This window comes from Brevibacillus sp., assembly GCF_003521185.1.
Taxonomy (GTDB): domain Bacteria; phylum Bacillota; class Bacilli; order Brevibacillales; family Brevibacillaceae; genus Brevibacillus; species Brevibacillus parabrevis.
Map to the genome: position 1 here is coordinate 125,557 of NZ_DOTK01000026.1, position 15,096 is coordinate 140,652.

Here is a 15,096-nt window from a genome sequence, read left to right on the forward strand (position 1 = left end):
ATTCCGAAAATTTTTGTACAATTTGTCGAAAGTCGGCCGCAAGTGAACGGTGCAATCAGAAAAAGCCAATCCGCTCCCCGATTCAAGCAGACTGGCTTTGCCCATGATTGGTGCCCGCAACATTTATCCCGAAACCTTCGCCGTGCCAATGAGTTCTTCCACGATTTCCAGCACCCGCTTTACTTGCTGCTCATCAATGTGGCGATGAGTGGTAAAGCGGATCACGTATTCATCGAAGTCGACTGCCAGGACTCCTTTGTCTGCAAGACGCTGCAAAAAGGCAACTGCCGTCTCCCGGATCGAATCCGTCTTCACCAGCACGATGTTCGTCTCGACAGGCTCCACTTCGAGCGACAGCTTGCGGAACCCTTCAGCCAGTTGTTGCGCACGCGCGTGGTCTTCCGTCAACCGCTCCGTCATCTGTGTCAAAGCCACGATTCCCGGCGCTGCCAAATACCCTGCCTGACGCAAGCCTCCGCCGAGTTTTTTTCTCCACCATCTCGCTTCTTCGATAAAGGCCCGATCCCCTGCCAAAAGAGAGCCTACAGGTGCGCTCAAGCCTTTGGACAGACAGACTTGGACGGTATCGGTATGCTGGCTAAGCGCAGACACAGGCACGCCCAGAGCTGCCGCCGCATTGAACAGTCGTGCGCCATCCAAGTGAACGGGGATGTTGTGCTGTTGCGCTACCTCATGCACGCCCTTCATTTGCTCGATCGTAACGACCGCGCCGCCCGCCCGGTTATGTGTATTTTCGATACAAATCAGCTTCGTGCGCGGAAAATGAATGTTGTTGCCGCGAATCGCCTTTTCCACATCTACTGGACGCAGGGCGCCCCGTTCTCCCGCCAGCGTCCGTGTCTGCACACCAGCCAAAGCCGACATCGCGCCGCCTTCGTAATAAAAAATATGAGAATCCGCTTCCGCAATGACCTCATCGCCGTTCACACAGTGCGTCAACACGGCAACCTGATTGCCTTGCGTGCCGCTTGTGACAAACAAAGCCGCTTCTTTCCCCAGCAGCTCGGCTGCAATCTGTTCGAGTCGGTTAACGGTCGGGTCTTCCCGGTAAACGTCATCGCCCACCTCGGCATCTGCCATGGCCCGAAGCATCGCCTCAGTCGGCTTTGTGACGGTATCGCTGCGCAAATCAATCTTCATGAAAGCGTCCCCTTTTCGCAAGTTTGTCTAGCAACTCTATCACCCAGAACACTTTCCACATTGCATCTGCATTTCCCTCTTTGCTAAGATGGAGAAGAAACTCACATACATACAGTTAGGAGACTTGACCTATGAAGGTAAAGATTACCAAAAATGCAGCGAAGCAGCTCGGCACAATCATGGAACAAGAAGCAGACAAAGACCTGAAGCTGCGTGCCTATATCACTCACGCGCACGGTGACCATGCGCACTACGGTCTTGCTCTGGACAAGCCAACCGAAGAAGATGTAGTTGTTTCCACCGACAAGGAAATTGACGTCATCGTGAAAAAAGACGAGCCATTGCTCGATGGCATCATCATCGACTACTTGTTCCTGCCACAGGAAGGCTTCGTCATCACCAATCCGTCCAAAGGAAATACAGGCGACCATTAATCGGTTCAGCCAGCAAAAATCCCCTCTGCTGTTATTCAGTCAGAGGGGATTTTTCCTGTTCACGCCTGCGTATACAGTTCTTGTGCGAGGTTAGCTAAAAGCGGCGCTTCTTCGCCTGCCATCTGCGTCATCACCAGCCGGTGGACAGGTCTTGTCATCGCCACGTACAACAGCTTCGCGTCCCACTCGTTGTTTTGATAAGATGCAACATCGAGCAAAATCACGGCGTCAAACTGCAAGCCTTTTGTCAAATAAGCTGGCATTACCGTTACGCCGCCCGGAAACTGGTTGTCCTTGCTGCCGAGAAGCGTCAGATCGGCGATGCTTTCGGCAAGAACCTTGTGTGCCTTTTTGCTCGCCAAAATCGTTTTGGTGACAATCGCAATCGTTTGAAAGCCTTCCTGTTGCAAGACGGAGACTCGCGAACGAATATCGTCCCACAGCTCGGTTCTTGAATGAGCATGAACCATCACCGGCTTTTCCCCATGACGCAAAACCGGCTTGGCGAGAACCGTCTCCGGCAGATCAATCTGTCGCAGCACCTCATTGGCGCATTGCATGATTTCGATCGTCGAACGATAGCTTTGTGCCAGCGTATAGTAGGCGGGACGAAGCTGCTCAAAAATGCCTTGCGTCAGCTCTTCCCACGCGTGAATGCCGCGATAGCTGTGGATGCCTTGGGCAATGTCGCCAACGATGGTCATGGAATTTCGCTTCGTCGCAAGCCCGATGACCGCAACCTCCAATGCGCTCAAATCTTGCGCTTCATCGACAACCGTATGATCAAAATGCTCCGCTTTGTTCATGCCCTCGATAATATGCTGCAAGTACAGTAGCGGCGCGATGTCTTCCGGCTCCAGGCGCTCCTGTTCCAGCAGTGCGGCAGAAGAGGTGCTGACATCACGGATCACCTCGTCCGGGATCGCAGCCGGAGCAAGCTTGCGCAGCAATTCCTCATCTGCAATCAACTCCCGATACGCCGCAAAAATATCCAGACGTGGAAAGCTGACCAGGTATGTATCCAAAATCTGTTCCAGCATTTTTTCAAATTTGGCCAGCCCTTGCTTGTCGAGATCGACTTTTCGTTCACGCAAATGCGAAAACAGCTGCTTGTTCATTTCCTGCTTCAAATGTTTGCGCAGCGCGTCTACCCTGCGCTGGTACGGCAACGCCCCGAACTGCTCCAGGAAAAATTGCCGGATCGTCTCTCCCGGAATGGAGAAGACTTGCTTTGTTTTGTTGTAAAGAAAACTCAGTTTCTTGAAAGGGATTCTCGTCTCAATCACGTAGCGAATGTATTGCTCCATCGCTTCCTTGCACGCCAGTGAGCCTTTGAAGCGCAGCCTGTTGCGAGTAATCTCCTGTTCACGCTGATCCTGACCTTCCTCAAAAAACAGCTGCAACGGCTTGTCGGGACTGACGATCCGCCAGCCTTTTGGCATGAGCGGTTTGACGAGCCGCGCCGCCCAATCCACAAATGTCGACTGCTGGACATCATCGACGCCGAGTTCAGGCAGCACTTCTGATATGTACGTAAGAAACATCCGGTTTGGCGCGAACACCATGAATTTTTTCGACATCATCGTATCCTGATAGTTGTAGATCAAGTACGACAGCCGATGCAGGGCGATGGTCGTCTTTCCGCTACCTGCCACCCCTTGCACGACGATCGGCCGATCTTTTTCCGCACGGATGATCTCATTTTGCTCTGACTGGATCGTCGCCACGATATCTTTCAAGCGACTGTCATTGGCCATATTCAAATTCGCGTTCAAAAACTCGTCGATGAAACCTTCCTGCAAAAACTCGTCCGGATGCCCCATTTCCCGATTGATCGTCTCTTTCACCGCTCCATCGTAAATCCCGACAATCTCTCCGTCCTCAATCGCAAAGTTGCGCTTCAACCGCACCTCTCCGCGAACAATCTCGCGCCCCATCCGGTAAAACGCATCCTTGCTCTCTCCGGAGTAATAGAGACTGGCAATGGGCGCTCGCCAATCCACGACAATCGAATCGAACGTATCGCTGCGGACAATTCCGCGTTTTCCGATATACACCTGATCCAGCTCGTAAATCTCGTCTTTGAGAAAATCCACACGTCCGAAATACGGTTTGTCTCGCCCGTGATCTTCCAGATACCGCAAATCTTTGGCCTTGTTGTAGTTCACGACCTGTTTCACATAGTCATCGGTTGCTTCGTTAATTTCCTCACGCAGTTGAACAATCTCGTCGTCAATGAGCGCAATCGTCTCTTTCAGCTTGTTTTGTTCTGCTTCGTAATCGCGGTGCTGGGTACTCACACCCATCCCCCCTCTCAGCTTTATCCATTATTTTTTATTATTGCATTTGCCGGGCAAGCCAAATCCCTACGGCGCATGAGGACAGCCCGACCACGATACTCGCGAGTGCATACAGCGTCCCGCGCAGCCATTGCCCGTCGCCCCAAAAAGAAACAACCTCCAGAGAAAAGGTGGAAAACGTCGTGAAGCCACCCATAACCCCTGTGGTAAACAAAATATACACTTCGGGAGAAATGCCTCCCCGCTCTTTGCCGATCACAAACAACACGCCGATCAAAAATGAGCCGATGATGTTGGCTAACCAGGTGCCGATTGGCCACCCCGGCTGATTCGCCGCCAAAGACAACCAATAGCGAAACAATGAACCGACAGCACCGCCTACCGCTACAGCCACCCACGCCATCTGTTTTCCTCCTCTGTCGAATACCTGATAGTCATAAGGAACAAAAAGACACCCGAGCGTCAAGCAAGGATGTCTGCCTTATCAATACAAGTGAGCTTAATGTTTGGGACGATTCTCTTCAAGATCTTCCACATAACGGATGGAATCGAGATTCGCTTTCAGCGATGCCTTGACCGCATCAATGTACTTTTGTCGCAGAGCTTGCTGCTCTTGCTTTTCCTCATCGGTCAAACCAACCTCGCGCGATTTTTTGACCAGTTCGTTGATTCGTTTGATTTCCGCGTCAGATACCACGTACGGTTCCTCCCACCCAGTAGTAATGCCGTTTAATTATATCACATCAGGGCGAACTCGCAAGATGGAGACGAACCGGCAAGTGCTTTCTATCATTTCGGATCGGGAATGAGCAAGGTCTGTCCCGGATAAATCAGATTGCTCTGCAGATCGTTCGCCTCTTTAATATCCTGGATCAGATCGCGTACATCGACCGTCTCCGTTTGATGGCGGACTGCAATGGTCCACAAGCTGTCACCGTCGCGAACCGTCACTTCTGTTCCTTTTAGCGGCTCAGCGTGCGAAGAAGCAAACACCAGTTCGGTCAACAAGTAAAAAAAGAGAGAAAACGTAATCAGGAACAACAGGGCTTGGCCTCTGGTAATACCAAAACGGACGCGACGGGACGATTCTTTTTCAAAACGGTTAGGAATAGACATGACATTCATGGGATAACCTCCTGCAAACATACGTTCTATAAGTTCGTACCCTAATCATAAATGAGAACATATGTTCATGTCAATACGAAAACCTGCCCCTTTGCAAAATTCACGCAGGTGACGGCAAGATGGCCAATTCCCCTTTTGGTATGGGACAATCCGCGAACAGCCATGCTTCTGGCTCGCACCAACCATTCGACAAGAAACGTTCTTTCGGGCAAAAATTCCTGTTCGCCTTTTTATCGAACTTATGTTTGTCGAACGCAAGCTCCCATGGTATAATATAGGAAAATATGTTCGAGAAATCAGGGGTGTCTTTTTATGTCAAAATTATCTAGCAGACAACAAGCCATCATCGAATTCATTCGGAAGGAAGTTCGCGACAAAGGTTATCCTCCATCTGTGCGCGAAATCGGCGAAGCTGTCGGACTGGCTTCCAGCTCTACCGTACACGGCCACTTGGCCCGCCTGGAAAAGAAAGGCCTGATTCGCCGCGACCCGACCAAACCGCGCGCGATCGAGCTGTTGTCTGAAGAAGATCGCTTCCAGGACAACTTCGAAGACTCCGTTGTCCGCGTTCCTGTCATCGGGAAAGTAACCGCCGGGCAACCGATCACGGCGATTGAGGACGTAGAGGAATACTTCCCGCTTCCAGAAAATATCGTGACTTCAGACAAGGTGTACATGCTGCGCGTGTCCGGAAACAGTATGATCGACGCCGGAATCCTCGACGGAGACTACGTCATCGTGCGCCAGCAGCATGTAGCAAACAACGGAGATATCGTTGTCGCCATGACCGAAGAAGACGAAGCAACCGTCAAGCGCTTTTTCAAAGAAAAAAACCACTTCCGTCTCCAGCCTGAGAACGCCACGATGGAACCGATCATTTTGGACGCCGTTTCCATTCTCGGCAAAGTCATCGGCGTCTACCGCCTCATTCACTAATTTCGCGACATACAAAAAAGGACAGCCATCGCTGTCCTTTTTTCTCTCTATCTGGCGAGGAAAAACCAGATAATCATGGTCACCTGCAACACTACTTTGACTACTGCGCTTCCCAAAAAGCCGATCAGGGAGCCAAAGCCCGCTTTGACCGCCCGCTCGAAAGGCTGGTTCTGCACCAACAGCTCCACCAGCACGACGAAGACAAACGGCAAAATGATCATCCCAAATGGCGGGAACACGAAAATCCCGAGAAAAATCCCTGCGGCAGCCGCCACCGACGACCATTTGGAGCCGCCGTATTTTTTCACGAAATACATGTTGGTCAACAAGTCAGCGCCGTACAGCAAAATACTGAATACCACCATTCCCCACCAGAAGGACGCTGGCAACCCCGCTCCCGGATCTGCTATGAAAAAGTGGTAGAGCAAAAAGCCTGCCCACAGCAAAATCGTATCGGGTAACACAGGCAAAAATATACCTGCAATACTGAGCGCGAATAGCACCAAAACAACGATCCAGAGTAAAATATCCATCTGCATGCACTCCCCTCACATAGGTAATACGAGCAAAAGCGATTTTTGTTGCACACTTGTTTTCGCGAATCTATCATACTTGTTGCGACAAACATCTGCAAATACCGAACGAAACAGGAGTTTTCTATGACGAGAAACTGGCGTGATCTCACCTATTTGCGAAACGGTACAGCAAAACAGCAAGCAGCCGCACGAGCCATCGAACAAAGCGCGGTATTGCAACGCCTGCAAGCTTTTGATCCGGTGCTCGCCGGAACGATTCCGCTCGACATCGATATTGGCGACAGCGATTTGGACATCGTCTGCGAATGCTACGATCTTGAGCTGTTCGCCGAGATCGCCCGCAGCTTTTACGCAGACTGCGAAGAATACCAGGAAGCCCGCATGCCGGTACAAGCTGTGCCCACATGTCTTGTCTCCTTTTTTGCCCACGGCTTCTGGTTCGAGCTTTTTGCCCAACCGCGCCCCGTCGAACAACAAAACGCGTATCGGCACATGATCATCGAACATCGCTTGCTGCAACTGGCAGGACCGAAAGCGCGGCAGCACATCCGCCAGCTCAAGCAAAACGGCTTGAAGACAGAGCCAGCTTTTGCCTCCTACTTTCACATCCCGGGAGCTGACCCGTACCAAGCGTTGCTTGCGCTGGAGCCATGGACAGATGATCAGTTGCTTGACCTGATCGTCGGCCGATAAGCCGCAAAGATCGTGTTTTTTGAGTAACTTGGCAAAGCGCTCGCAAACATCTGCGCATGAAAATCGCTGCAAGATGATCTATAATGGAAGGAACTGCGCAGAGTTTGCGTACTGCACAGGAAGGTATGAATCGTGATCGAGGGGGTGTATGGTTGGTGAATGGATTCAGTTTGCCAGATACTGCAGCGTCTCATGCAAAGCCTGGAAATAAAAAGGCGATACTTTGCATGAGGTGGACAGTCGTTTAGACAATACATCGCCTACCGTTATGTATCTCATTTTTTATTTTCCGGCTTTGCCCCTTATTTGAATGCCAAAATAAGGAGCGAGCGAAAATGAAATATGCGAATGCAGCCAATATGCTGCCAGAAAGCCTGATTGCAGAAATCCAGAAGTATGTGCAGGGGGAAACCATCTATATCCCGAAGTCAAAAACCACGCATTATAAATGGGGAACCCGCTCTGGCGGAAGAAAACAGCTGGACGAAAGGAACAACCTGATCCGCAACGCTTTTCGCGAAGGTGTGTCCATTCCACAGCTGGCCGAACAGTACTTTCTCTCGATCGAAACGATCAAAAAAATCGTATATGTCAAATAGACTCAGGCACTGATCTGTCCCCAGGACGATCAGTGCTTTTTCTATGCCGAGTTTTGTTTAGAATCGTTCTCTCCCTATCAAGCGCAGCCGTTTGCTTTTAAAGTAAAAGAGACAAAACTGCTGCGTTCTTCCACCAGCGCAGCGGACACATACAGGAGGTACACGATCACATGCAACCGTTTATTTTTCCCCACCACTACAACTTTATCAAATGGCAGGTGCAAAACTTGTTGAATGCGTATACGGGCAGCACGGATTTGAACGTCATCCGGGCACGAAAAGACATTGCGCAGGAAGCGGTTTTTCAGCTGTTCGCTGATCTTTCTGACGAACAAAGACAACTACTTGCGCCAATCCGTTCGCTGAAAGAAAAGAACGAAGCCAAACAGTTTCTGCTGTCTTTGTCGCCTTATGTTGTTCCGTTTCCCGCTGTTACCGAGCAAGCGATCAAAAAAATGTACCCGAAGATCAAGAAGCTCAAGCCACCAGTAGCCGCCGAGCTTCCGTATGCCGAGTTGTCGTACATCAGTTGGTTCGACAACGGTTCTGATAAAAAATTTATCATCGCCAACTACCCCGACAAGCTGATCGGTATCCACGGCACTTTTACGCCCATAGCGAAGAAAGGCATCTGTGCCATCTGCAACAAAGTTTCCGACATCGGCATGTTCGTCCTGGAAGCACGCGGTTCAAGTGACGGCACGTATTTGAAAAAAGGAAACTATTTATGCCAAGACAGCACAACCTGCAATCAAAACATCCGCTCTTTGGATAAACTGCACGAGTTTTTAGCTCTCATGATCAAATGAGGGACCAACAGCAACTTTCTGGGCAAAAACGATGACAGCTCCTTGTTCTCATTCATGAACAAGGAGCTGTTTTGGCAAAAAAATGAACCCCTCGTGCAGCTCAAGGGGTTGTTGATGGCAAGCGGGCGAGAGGTTGTATCTGATTCTCTCAAATGGAATCCATTATAAGCCCGCTTCCTGTGTGGAAGGTGCACGGAGAGATGGTTCCTTCCACACAGGATACGCCACGAGGAGGGCGATTTTCATCGAAGATGGCGTCCATCAACTAAAGCGAGGATGTTCCTTTCGGGTACTTTTACTATACTTTGCCTGCCTCTCTGCCGTCTCCTATCGAAAGTTAGGTAGGGGTTAATTTTTTTATCTCTTCATCACTCATAAGCAGACAGCCTCATAAATAACCGGAAAGCGAACCGCGTTTAGTCATGAAAAAGGGGCCGGAATTTTCACTAACACATAGTCACCCGTCCACTTTTGGGTAGTTACAATCAAATTTTCTCCTTGTTTTTCAAAGAAGAGGCCACTACCTTCTTTTTGTCGGAACGTCCATCCTTTTTGACTGACCATTTTCTTAATCAACTCATCAGCTGCGGATGCATCTCGTTCGCGTATGATATACCATTGTTGACCGTTTTCGTTCGATAATGTAACGATTGGTTTGTCAGAGTCATTCAGCTTTTCTATCACCGCTTTTTTGCTCATACTTTCTATTGGGAGTGGCGGATAGTAAAGTTTGTTGTCGAATACGAAAGCGCAAGCAAAGACAAGGATCAATCCGCTTACTACTAACCGCTTTTTCATCAGACCCCCCCATTTCAAATCTTTCCGGACCTGTTCTCCATCTTGTGAACCGAGATTGCCTGGGTCTATATGTATTACGACTCCTGTGTCTTAATGGATACTTTTCCCCAAACTTTTGGTGATTGCTTGCTTTTTGGGGTGAAATGGAAAGAAAAGGTGTAAATTTTGACATAGGCGGTGTACGATGATAGTGCCCGTTGTTCCTTTTCCTCCATTCTTATCCGTTGATGGAACGCCGTGTGCGATGAAAGTCGCCTGCACGGTGTAGGCTCGAACGAAATCCCTCCAAAACAGCAGGGAAGAAGTCGAGAATAGCAATCAAGCCCCGGTTGTTGTAGGCTCGGGAATACCTGATCTCGCTATCCCTCCTACCGGAACCCATGAGGCTGTTTCCCTTACCGATTATTTTGCTGATCCCGATGAAGATAGCCTGACTTTTACCATTCAATTTGAACGGGGATCGGGCTTTGTTTACACTTTCAACGATGTCGTTACTAGCCCTAACTATGGAAAAATTGTATTCCATACCATTTCGGGTCATTCAGATTACGCTATCGTGAAAGTCACCGCTCATGACGGAAAAGGTGGGACTGTCTCAGATTGCTTCGAAATAAGCGTTTCCTAACTCCCCTCCATCAACGGGTCATTGGATTTACACCCCAGAAGTGGGGTCTTTTTTTTCGGGTCTATGCTTTCCACCGCAATGTCTTCCCGTCATGCAAAAAAACAGCAAAGCTGATCACCTGGAGTCAGCTCCCAGGATCACCCTTGCTGTTTTTCTTTTCCAGACTGATTTACAGCTTCACTGGCTCGCCTGCGAATACTTCCACTTCCATCGGTGCCGAAACAAAAGCTGGTGCTTGCTTGATGAACGCCTGAAAATGAGCGCTTGCATTGTGCGCCGCTACTGCCGCAGCATCCGCCCACTTCTCAACCATCGTATAGCAATGCTCTTGCTCCGTGCTTTTCATCAGAACGTATCCGAGATTGCCTGCTTCCGCCTGGCTGGCAGCAACCAGCCCTTTGACCGCTTGCAAAAATGCTTCTTCCTGTGCAGGAATTACTTGCAGATGCGCATGAATGATCAGCATGTTTTTTCTCCCTTTCGAAAACGTAGTTGGATTATTTCCAGGTGGTCACTGTCTCCACCGGCAATCGATAAGACGGGTGCCCTTCCTTCGCCGCTTTGCCGATGCTGATTAACATGATCGGCAAATAGCGTTCCTTGTCCAGATCAAATGCCTCGGCGATTTGCTCTTTTTCATAGCCGCCAATCGGATTGGTGTCATAGCCAAAAGCACGGGCAACGAGCATCAGTTGCATCGATACGAGTCCCGCATCAATAAAATTGACGTCCCGCAGATCAGCAACCGACAGATTCGCGTAGTACGGTTTCACCGCTTGCAGCTGCATATCTTTCACTTCTTGCGGCATGTAACCAAGCTCGACCGCTTTTCCGAAAATCTCATCCATGTATGCGGCATTGTTCATGTCAACGAATACGGCAATGACCGCAGACGAAGTGAGCACTTGCGTCTTGTTGAAACGAGCCAGCTCGGCCAGCTTTTCTTTCCCTTCCTTGCTTTCGATCACGACGAAACGCCATGGCTGCATATTGACCGAAGATGGGGCACGCGTCGCTCCGGCTAAAATCTCGGTCATCTCTTCCCTGCTGATTTTGACTTCCGGGTCATACAGTTTGACAGAGCGACGGCCAAATGTAATTTCCCGAAAATCGTTTGTCTTTTGCAATGTGCGCACCATAGTAACAGACTCCTTTTCTGATCGATCAAATGTTGTTTTGCATCCGTTTGAGAAAATCAGCCAGGACCCGCGTCTCTTCCTCGCTGAATCCCGCCAAAATCTGCTGGATAAAAATCCGTTTCTCGCTTTTGTACCCTTCAATCCGCTCGATCCCTTCGTCGGACAAGCGCACGAACGTTTCGCGGTTATCATTTGGATTTTTGTAGCGAATCACCATGCCATCCGCTTCCAGTTGCTTCAAGTGCCGTGTAATGGCCGCACCATCGATGTCGATGTGCTTTTGCAGTTGGGACTGATTGATTTCGCTTCGCTCGCACAACATTTGCAAGATCGCGAGACGAGTCGAACTGATTCCGGTACAGCGCTCGAATTTCGGGCTGATTTTATTGGTTAAACCAATGAGCAAGCTGAGAATTTGTTCTTCTTCAAACTCCTTGTATGTCATGAAAAATGCCTCCCGGGGGCTGGTAAATCGATACGGATCATGCGTGTGGATGAGCAAATTCAGCAGCATGCAGTTAGTGGCTGACAATTACTTGACCCATCAATCATTGATACTTCAATTAATATACCATCATGCACTCGCCATTGCAACTTTTAGCCTGGCGCAAATATGCTTCGCGTTGTTTTTTGGCATTGCCTAACGCAAAAACCCCGCCGAAGCGAGGTCGATTGAGAGTTCTGACAAGCTTTTCTTTTATGCGGGACGCAGCCGCATGTTTGTCTATCTCGGTTGAAAAACATCCTGATTCCACGTCTTTAACACTTAGTTTCAAATGGCCATTTCCCTGTTATGGATGTCCAATACTTCCAGCTTCACCGTACCGCCAAGATGGCGGGAGACGAGATCAGACAATTCTTTTAGCGCTCTATGAAACTCATCGCTTCTCGTTTCATCGACTAATTCCATACAGAGGAAAGCATTTTTCGTCTTTTCGGTTAGCATCGTCCGCTGCGCCTCGCGCCAAACCAAAATGACCGGATTACTGCTCAATTCCTCCAACTTGAGGAATTGCTGCGCTTCTTTCCCTGCTTCCTGTAGCAGCTTCTCGTAAACTTCAACGTTTTTGATAGAGTTATCAATCCCCTGACAAATAACGACGCCTATTTTGGCCTGGGGAAATAGCGACCAAAAGTCATCTTCCGCGATAAATCTAGGCATCCTTGATCTCTCCCTTTCATTTTTGGCAGAAACGTCATTTGTTGCCTCACAACACGATCATGCTCTTATGTTTTGGCAGGACTGGCAAAGGCGGAAATGATCCCTAGAACCATATAAAAATAGCCGGTTATCCGCTTCACTAACCTGGAACTCGCTGTTCTGCCCACAATCCGCTTGCGAATACTTGCTGCGAGAACCGCATACAGCCCATCGCTAATCAAAGCCAGGATCAAAAATATCGCTCCCAAAAGCAAAAACTGTACGGTAACGGAGCCAGCAGAAGGTGAGATGAACTGCGGAAAGAAGGCTAGAAAAAAGAGCGCTGTCTTCGGATTCATGACTTCCACGATGGCGGATTCGCAAAAAATCTTCCCTAACTGTTTGCGAGGGGCTTTTGGTATCTCTGCGTCTGTTCGATCCGCTTTGGAAAACAAAGTCTTGCACCCGAGATAGACCAGATAGGCAACTCCCACGTATTTCACGATATGAAAGGCTGTTGCTGACGTCATCAGGATCGCAGAAACTCCGATTGCTCCCGCGATCACATGGACAGAACCACCAAAAGATACACCGAGAACCGATACCAAGCCCGCTTTTTTGCCTTGATCTATACTTCTTGCCATAATGTAGAACACAGCAGGTCCAGGTATGATTAACAAGGTAGCGGCAGCAATTACAAACAGCCAAACCGTTGAAAATTCCATGACTTGCAACTCCTTGCTGTATGTTTGTACACGATCTGCTTGGGCTTGCGTAAAGCACTTTCAGGCCAATTATTTAAATAACTCTTTCCGTTGCTCACGCAGCCATTCAGCAACGAGATTTTCCTCTTGATCATTTGACTTTTCAAGCTCTCCCACAATCGATTTGTAATCGGTGTTGTTGCGATTTTGACTCATTTTGGCTGCCCCTTGAATGTCGGTGTGTGGTCCTTGGAAAATCAGCAAGACATCACGATTGTTTTTCAACGTTTTTTTCTGCGTATTGCCGTATGCGATGTGCCCCGTGGCATAAATTTTCCCTTCCTCTTCGCGAATCTCCACCGGAATGTGCGTAGCCAACGGGCGCTGTTGCTCCACCGTAATCAGCAAGGCAAACGGGGAAGTCTTCATCATTTGAACCGCCTCATCATGATTCATGCGATATTGCTTCGGAGTGTACACCATGCTCATCCTTTCTGTATGCAAAATAACTGCCCGATGAGCAAACAATAAAATACAAACTGACATAAAAAAAGATACAATACGGAGTAAATGTACATGTCAGAAGGGATATAGATGAAAAATACCATTTTTACCTTCCAGGATCACTCTCCTAAATACAAACAAATCTACGAAAAATTTAAAGCATTTATTGAGCAAGGCGACATAAAGGCGGGTGAGCCTTTGCCCTCCATCCGCCAGCTTGCCGATTCTTTGCATGTCAGCCGCAATACGACCTTGCTGGCTTATGAACAGCTTGTTGCCGAAGGGTATGTACGTAGCGAAGGTCGAAAAGGGTATTTTGTCAATGAGCTAGAGCCCCTTTTATTTCAAGCAACTCACAGCACGCCTCATCACAGGCAAGCAGAGCCGATACCATCTGCTCGCATTGATTTCCGCGCAGATGTCGTCGATCAGACGCACTTCCCTGTAAAAGCGTGGAGAAGAATTTCGAATCAAATCTTAACGGCAAAAGACACCTATCGCTACGGAGAACCTTTTGGCGAACGGTGTTTGCGCGAACAAATCGCAGCTTACTTGCTCCAGTCTCGCGGGGTACGCACAGATCCGAATGCCGTTATCATCGGAAGCAGTACCCAACAAATGCTGCTGTATTTAAGTCTTGTCCTGAAACGTGATTTCTCAAGCATCATTGTGGAAGACCCTGGCTATGATGGCGCTCGGGAAGCTTTTCAATTAAATCGTTTTACGCTGGAAACGTTACCCGTTTATGAGACAGGCGCTGATTTTTCCCAATTGGCACATACGAAATCAAAATTAATTTATGTGGCTCCGTCCCACCACAGTCCATACGGAGTAAGCATGACCATTCAACAAAGGCATGCGCTGATCCATTGGGCAAACAAGCGGCAAGGGTACATTATTGAAGATGATTACGATAGTGAATTTCGCTATACCCAACAGCCATTCCCCGCTCTCGCTTCCATCGATTCCGCGAGAGTTGTTTACCTTGGCAATTTTTCCAAGTGCTTTCTGCCAGGCATACGTTTAAGTTACATGGTGTTGCCGCAGCCACTGCTAGACAGCTATAAAAAGCACTTCGCACATTTCGAGAGCACGACGTCGCTGCTGAGCCAGTTCGCTATGGCAAAATTTATGGAAGAAGGCGAATGGAATCGCCACATTAAACGAATGCGGCTTGTTTATAAGCGCAAAATGCAGCACTTCGTTTCTGAATTACGGAATCATTTCCAGCACAACATCACTGTCATTGGCGAGCAGTCTGGCTTGTACGTCTTGGTCAAAGTGCACTTGGAGCGTTCAGAGGAATGGCTCATTCAGCAAGCTTCCCTTCTGGGAGTGAAAGTCTATCCTACTTCCCTCTATTTTTTGAAAAACAAGACCGCAGAGCCTATCATTAGACTTGGGTTCAGCAACTTGTCATGCGATGAAGTCAAGCTTGGCGTGGAGTTGTTAAAACGGGCTTGGTTATAGCACAAATCACTGGGGTGCCATTTTTGCAAACGCCCTCCTTTGCCCCGTAACACCATCGGTCATTCGAATTGTTGATGAAAACGCAAGTGACCCGCAGGAGGGGGAATGTAAATTTTTTTGTG

General features: G+C 48.8%; 19 protein-coding genes. 6 read left to right on the plus strand and 13 right to left on the minus strand.

Features of this window, described 5'->3' with window-relative positions:
* Positions 1–123: 123 nt before the first annotated feature.
* Positions 124–1,161, minus strand: coding sequence for a low-specificity L-threonine aldolase (gene ltaE, locus DEP07_RS06335; protein ID WP_217021282.1), 1,038 nt, complete (start codon positions 1,159–1,161; stop codon positions 124–126).
* A gap of 131 nt (positions 1,162–1,292) precedes the next feature.
* Here ltaE and DEP07_RS06340 point away from each other — a divergent pair, with 131 nt between their 5' ends.
* Complete coding sequence (locus tag DEP07_RS06340) at positions 1,293–1,595, plus strand: HesB/IscA family protein (RefSeq protein WP_063228481.1); 303 nt, start codon at positions 1,293–1,295, stop codon at positions 1,593–1,595.
* Between the two features lie 59 nt (positions 1,596–1,654).
* On the opposite strand, the gene DEP07_RS06345 is transcribed toward DEP07_RS06340, so the two are convergent.
* The 4 genes from DEP07_RS06345 to yneA all read right to left on the minus strand — a co-directional run bounded on the left by DEP07_RS06345 (position 1,655) and on the right by yneA (position 5,020).
* Entirely contained in the window at positions 1,655–3,895 is a 2,241-nt protein-coding gene (locus DEP07_RS06345; RefSeq protein ID WP_217021284.1) for a HelD family protein, read from the minus strand.
* Between the two features lie 37 nt (positions 3,896–3,932).
* Positions 3,933–4,298, minus strand: coding sequence for a fluoride efflux transporter CrcB (gene crcB, locus DEP07_RS06350; protein WP_173596543.1), 366 nt, complete (start codon positions 4,296–4,298; stop codon positions 3,933–3,935).
* Between the two features lie 96 nt (positions 4,299–4,394).
* A complete protein-coding gene (locus DEP07_RS06355; protein ID WP_063228478.1) occupies positions 4,395–4,592 on the minus strand; it encodes a DUF896 domain-containing protein in 198 nt (65 codons plus the stop codon).
* A gap of 92 nt (positions 4,593–4,684) precedes the next feature.
* Positions 4,685–5,020, minus strand: a complete 336-nt coding sequence (gene yneA, locus DEP07_RS06360; protein ID WP_173596542.1) for a cell division suppressor protein YneA — start codon at positions 5,018–5,020, stop codon at positions 4,685–4,687.
* 312 nt (positions 5,021–5,332) lie between these two features.
* Between yneA and lexA the strand changes: the two genes are divergently transcribed.
* Positions 5,333–5,956 carry a transcriptional repressor LexA gene (lexA, locus tag DEP07_RS06365; RefSeq protein ID WP_063228476.1) on the plus strand — a complete coding sequence of 208 codons (624 nt, stop codon included), beginning with the start codon at positions 5,333–5,335 and terminating at the stop codon, positions 5,954–5,956.
* Positions 5,957–6,003: 47 nt separating this feature from the next.
* Here lexA and DEP07_RS06370 read toward each other — a convergent pair whose 3' ends face one another.
* The gene (locus DEP07_RS06370) at positions 6,004–6,489 is read right to left on the minus strand and encodes a DUF456 domain-containing protein (protein ID WP_173596541.1); all 486 of its coding nucleotides are present in this window, start codon (positions 6,487–6,489) and stop codon (positions 6,004–6,006) included.
* Positions 6,490–6,615: 126 nt separating this feature from the next.
* Here DEP07_RS06370 and DEP07_RS06375 point away from each other — a divergent pair, with 126 nt between their 5' ends.
* From DEP07_RS06375 to DEP07_RS06385, 3 genes are all read left to right on the plus strand, one after another.
* Positions 6,616–7,185: a DUF4269 domain-containing protein gene (locus DEP07_RS06375; RefSeq protein ID WP_122965359.1), complete on the plus strand. Its 570-nt coding sequence runs from the start codon at positions 6,616–6,618 to the stop codon at positions 7,183–7,185.
* Positions 7,186–7,469: 284 nt separating this feature from the next.
* A complete protein-coding gene (locus DEP07_RS06380; RefSeq protein ID WP_267901847.1) occupies positions 7,470–7,784 on the plus strand; it encodes a CD3324 family protein in 315 nt (104 codons plus the stop codon).
* A 170-nt stretch (positions 7,785–7,954) separates the two neighbouring features.
* Entirely contained in the window at positions 7,955–8,593 is a 639-nt protein-coding gene (locus DEP07_RS06385; RefSeq protein ID WP_217021293.1) for a FusB/FusC family EF-G-binding protein, read from the plus strand.
* 420 nt (positions 8,594–9,013) lie between these two features.
* Here DEP07_RS06385 and DEP07_RS06390 read toward each other — a convergent pair whose 3' ends face one another.
* The 7 genes from DEP07_RS06390 to DEP07_RS06420 form a co-directional block, all read right to left on the minus strand.
* Positions 9,014–9,391: a hypothetical protein gene (locus DEP07_RS06390; RefSeq protein WP_173596538.1), complete on the minus strand. Its 378-nt coding sequence runs from the start codon at positions 9,389–9,391 to the stop codon at positions 9,014–9,016.
* Between the two features lie 794 nt (positions 9,392–10,185).
* Positions 10,186–10,482, minus strand: a complete 297-nt coding sequence (locus tag DEP07_RS06395) for a putative quinol monooxygenase (protein WP_122965354.1) — start codon at positions 10,480–10,482, stop codon at positions 10,186–10,188.
* Positions 10,483–10,513: 31 nt separating this feature from the next.
* Positions 10,514–11,155: a nitroreductase family protein gene (locus tag DEP07_RS06400; protein WP_122965353.1), complete on the minus strand. Its 642-nt coding sequence runs from the start codon at positions 11,153–11,155 to the stop codon at positions 10,514–10,516.
* A gap of 25 nt (positions 11,156–11,180) precedes the next feature.
* Positions 11,181–11,600, minus strand: coding sequence for a MarR family winged helix-turn-helix transcriptional regulator (locus tag DEP07_RS06405; protein WP_122965352.1), 420 nt, complete (start codon positions 11,598–11,600; stop codon positions 11,181–11,183).
* Between the two features lie 327 nt (positions 11,601–11,927).
* Positions 11,928–12,317: a hypothetical protein gene (locus DEP07_RS06410; protein WP_173596536.1), complete on the minus strand. Its 390-nt coding sequence runs from the start codon at positions 12,315–12,317 to the stop codon at positions 11,928–11,930.
* Between the two features lie 65 nt (positions 12,318–12,382).
* Positions 12,383–13,021, minus strand: coding sequence for a LysE family translocator (locus DEP07_RS06415; protein WP_173596535.1), 639 nt, complete (start codon positions 13,019–13,021; stop codon positions 12,383–12,385).
* A 69-nt stretch (positions 13,022–13,090) separates the two neighbouring features.
* On the minus strand, positions 13,091–13,546 hold the full coding sequence (locus DEP07_RS06420; protein WP_338076096.1) for an FMN-binding negative transcriptional regulator: 456 nt from the start codon (positions 13,544–13,546) through the stop codon (positions 13,091–13,093).
* Between the two features lie 48 nt (positions 13,547–13,594).
* Here DEP07_RS06420 and pdxR point away from each other — a divergent pair, with 48 nt between their 5' ends.
* Positions 13,595–14,974, plus strand: coding sequence for a MocR-like pyridoxine biosynthesis transcription factor PdxR (pdxR, locus tag DEP07_RS06425; RefSeq protein WP_173596534.1), 1,380 nt, complete (start codon positions 13,595–13,597; stop codon positions 14,972–14,974).
* The last annotated feature ends 122 nt before the right edge of the window (positions 14,975–15,096 follow it).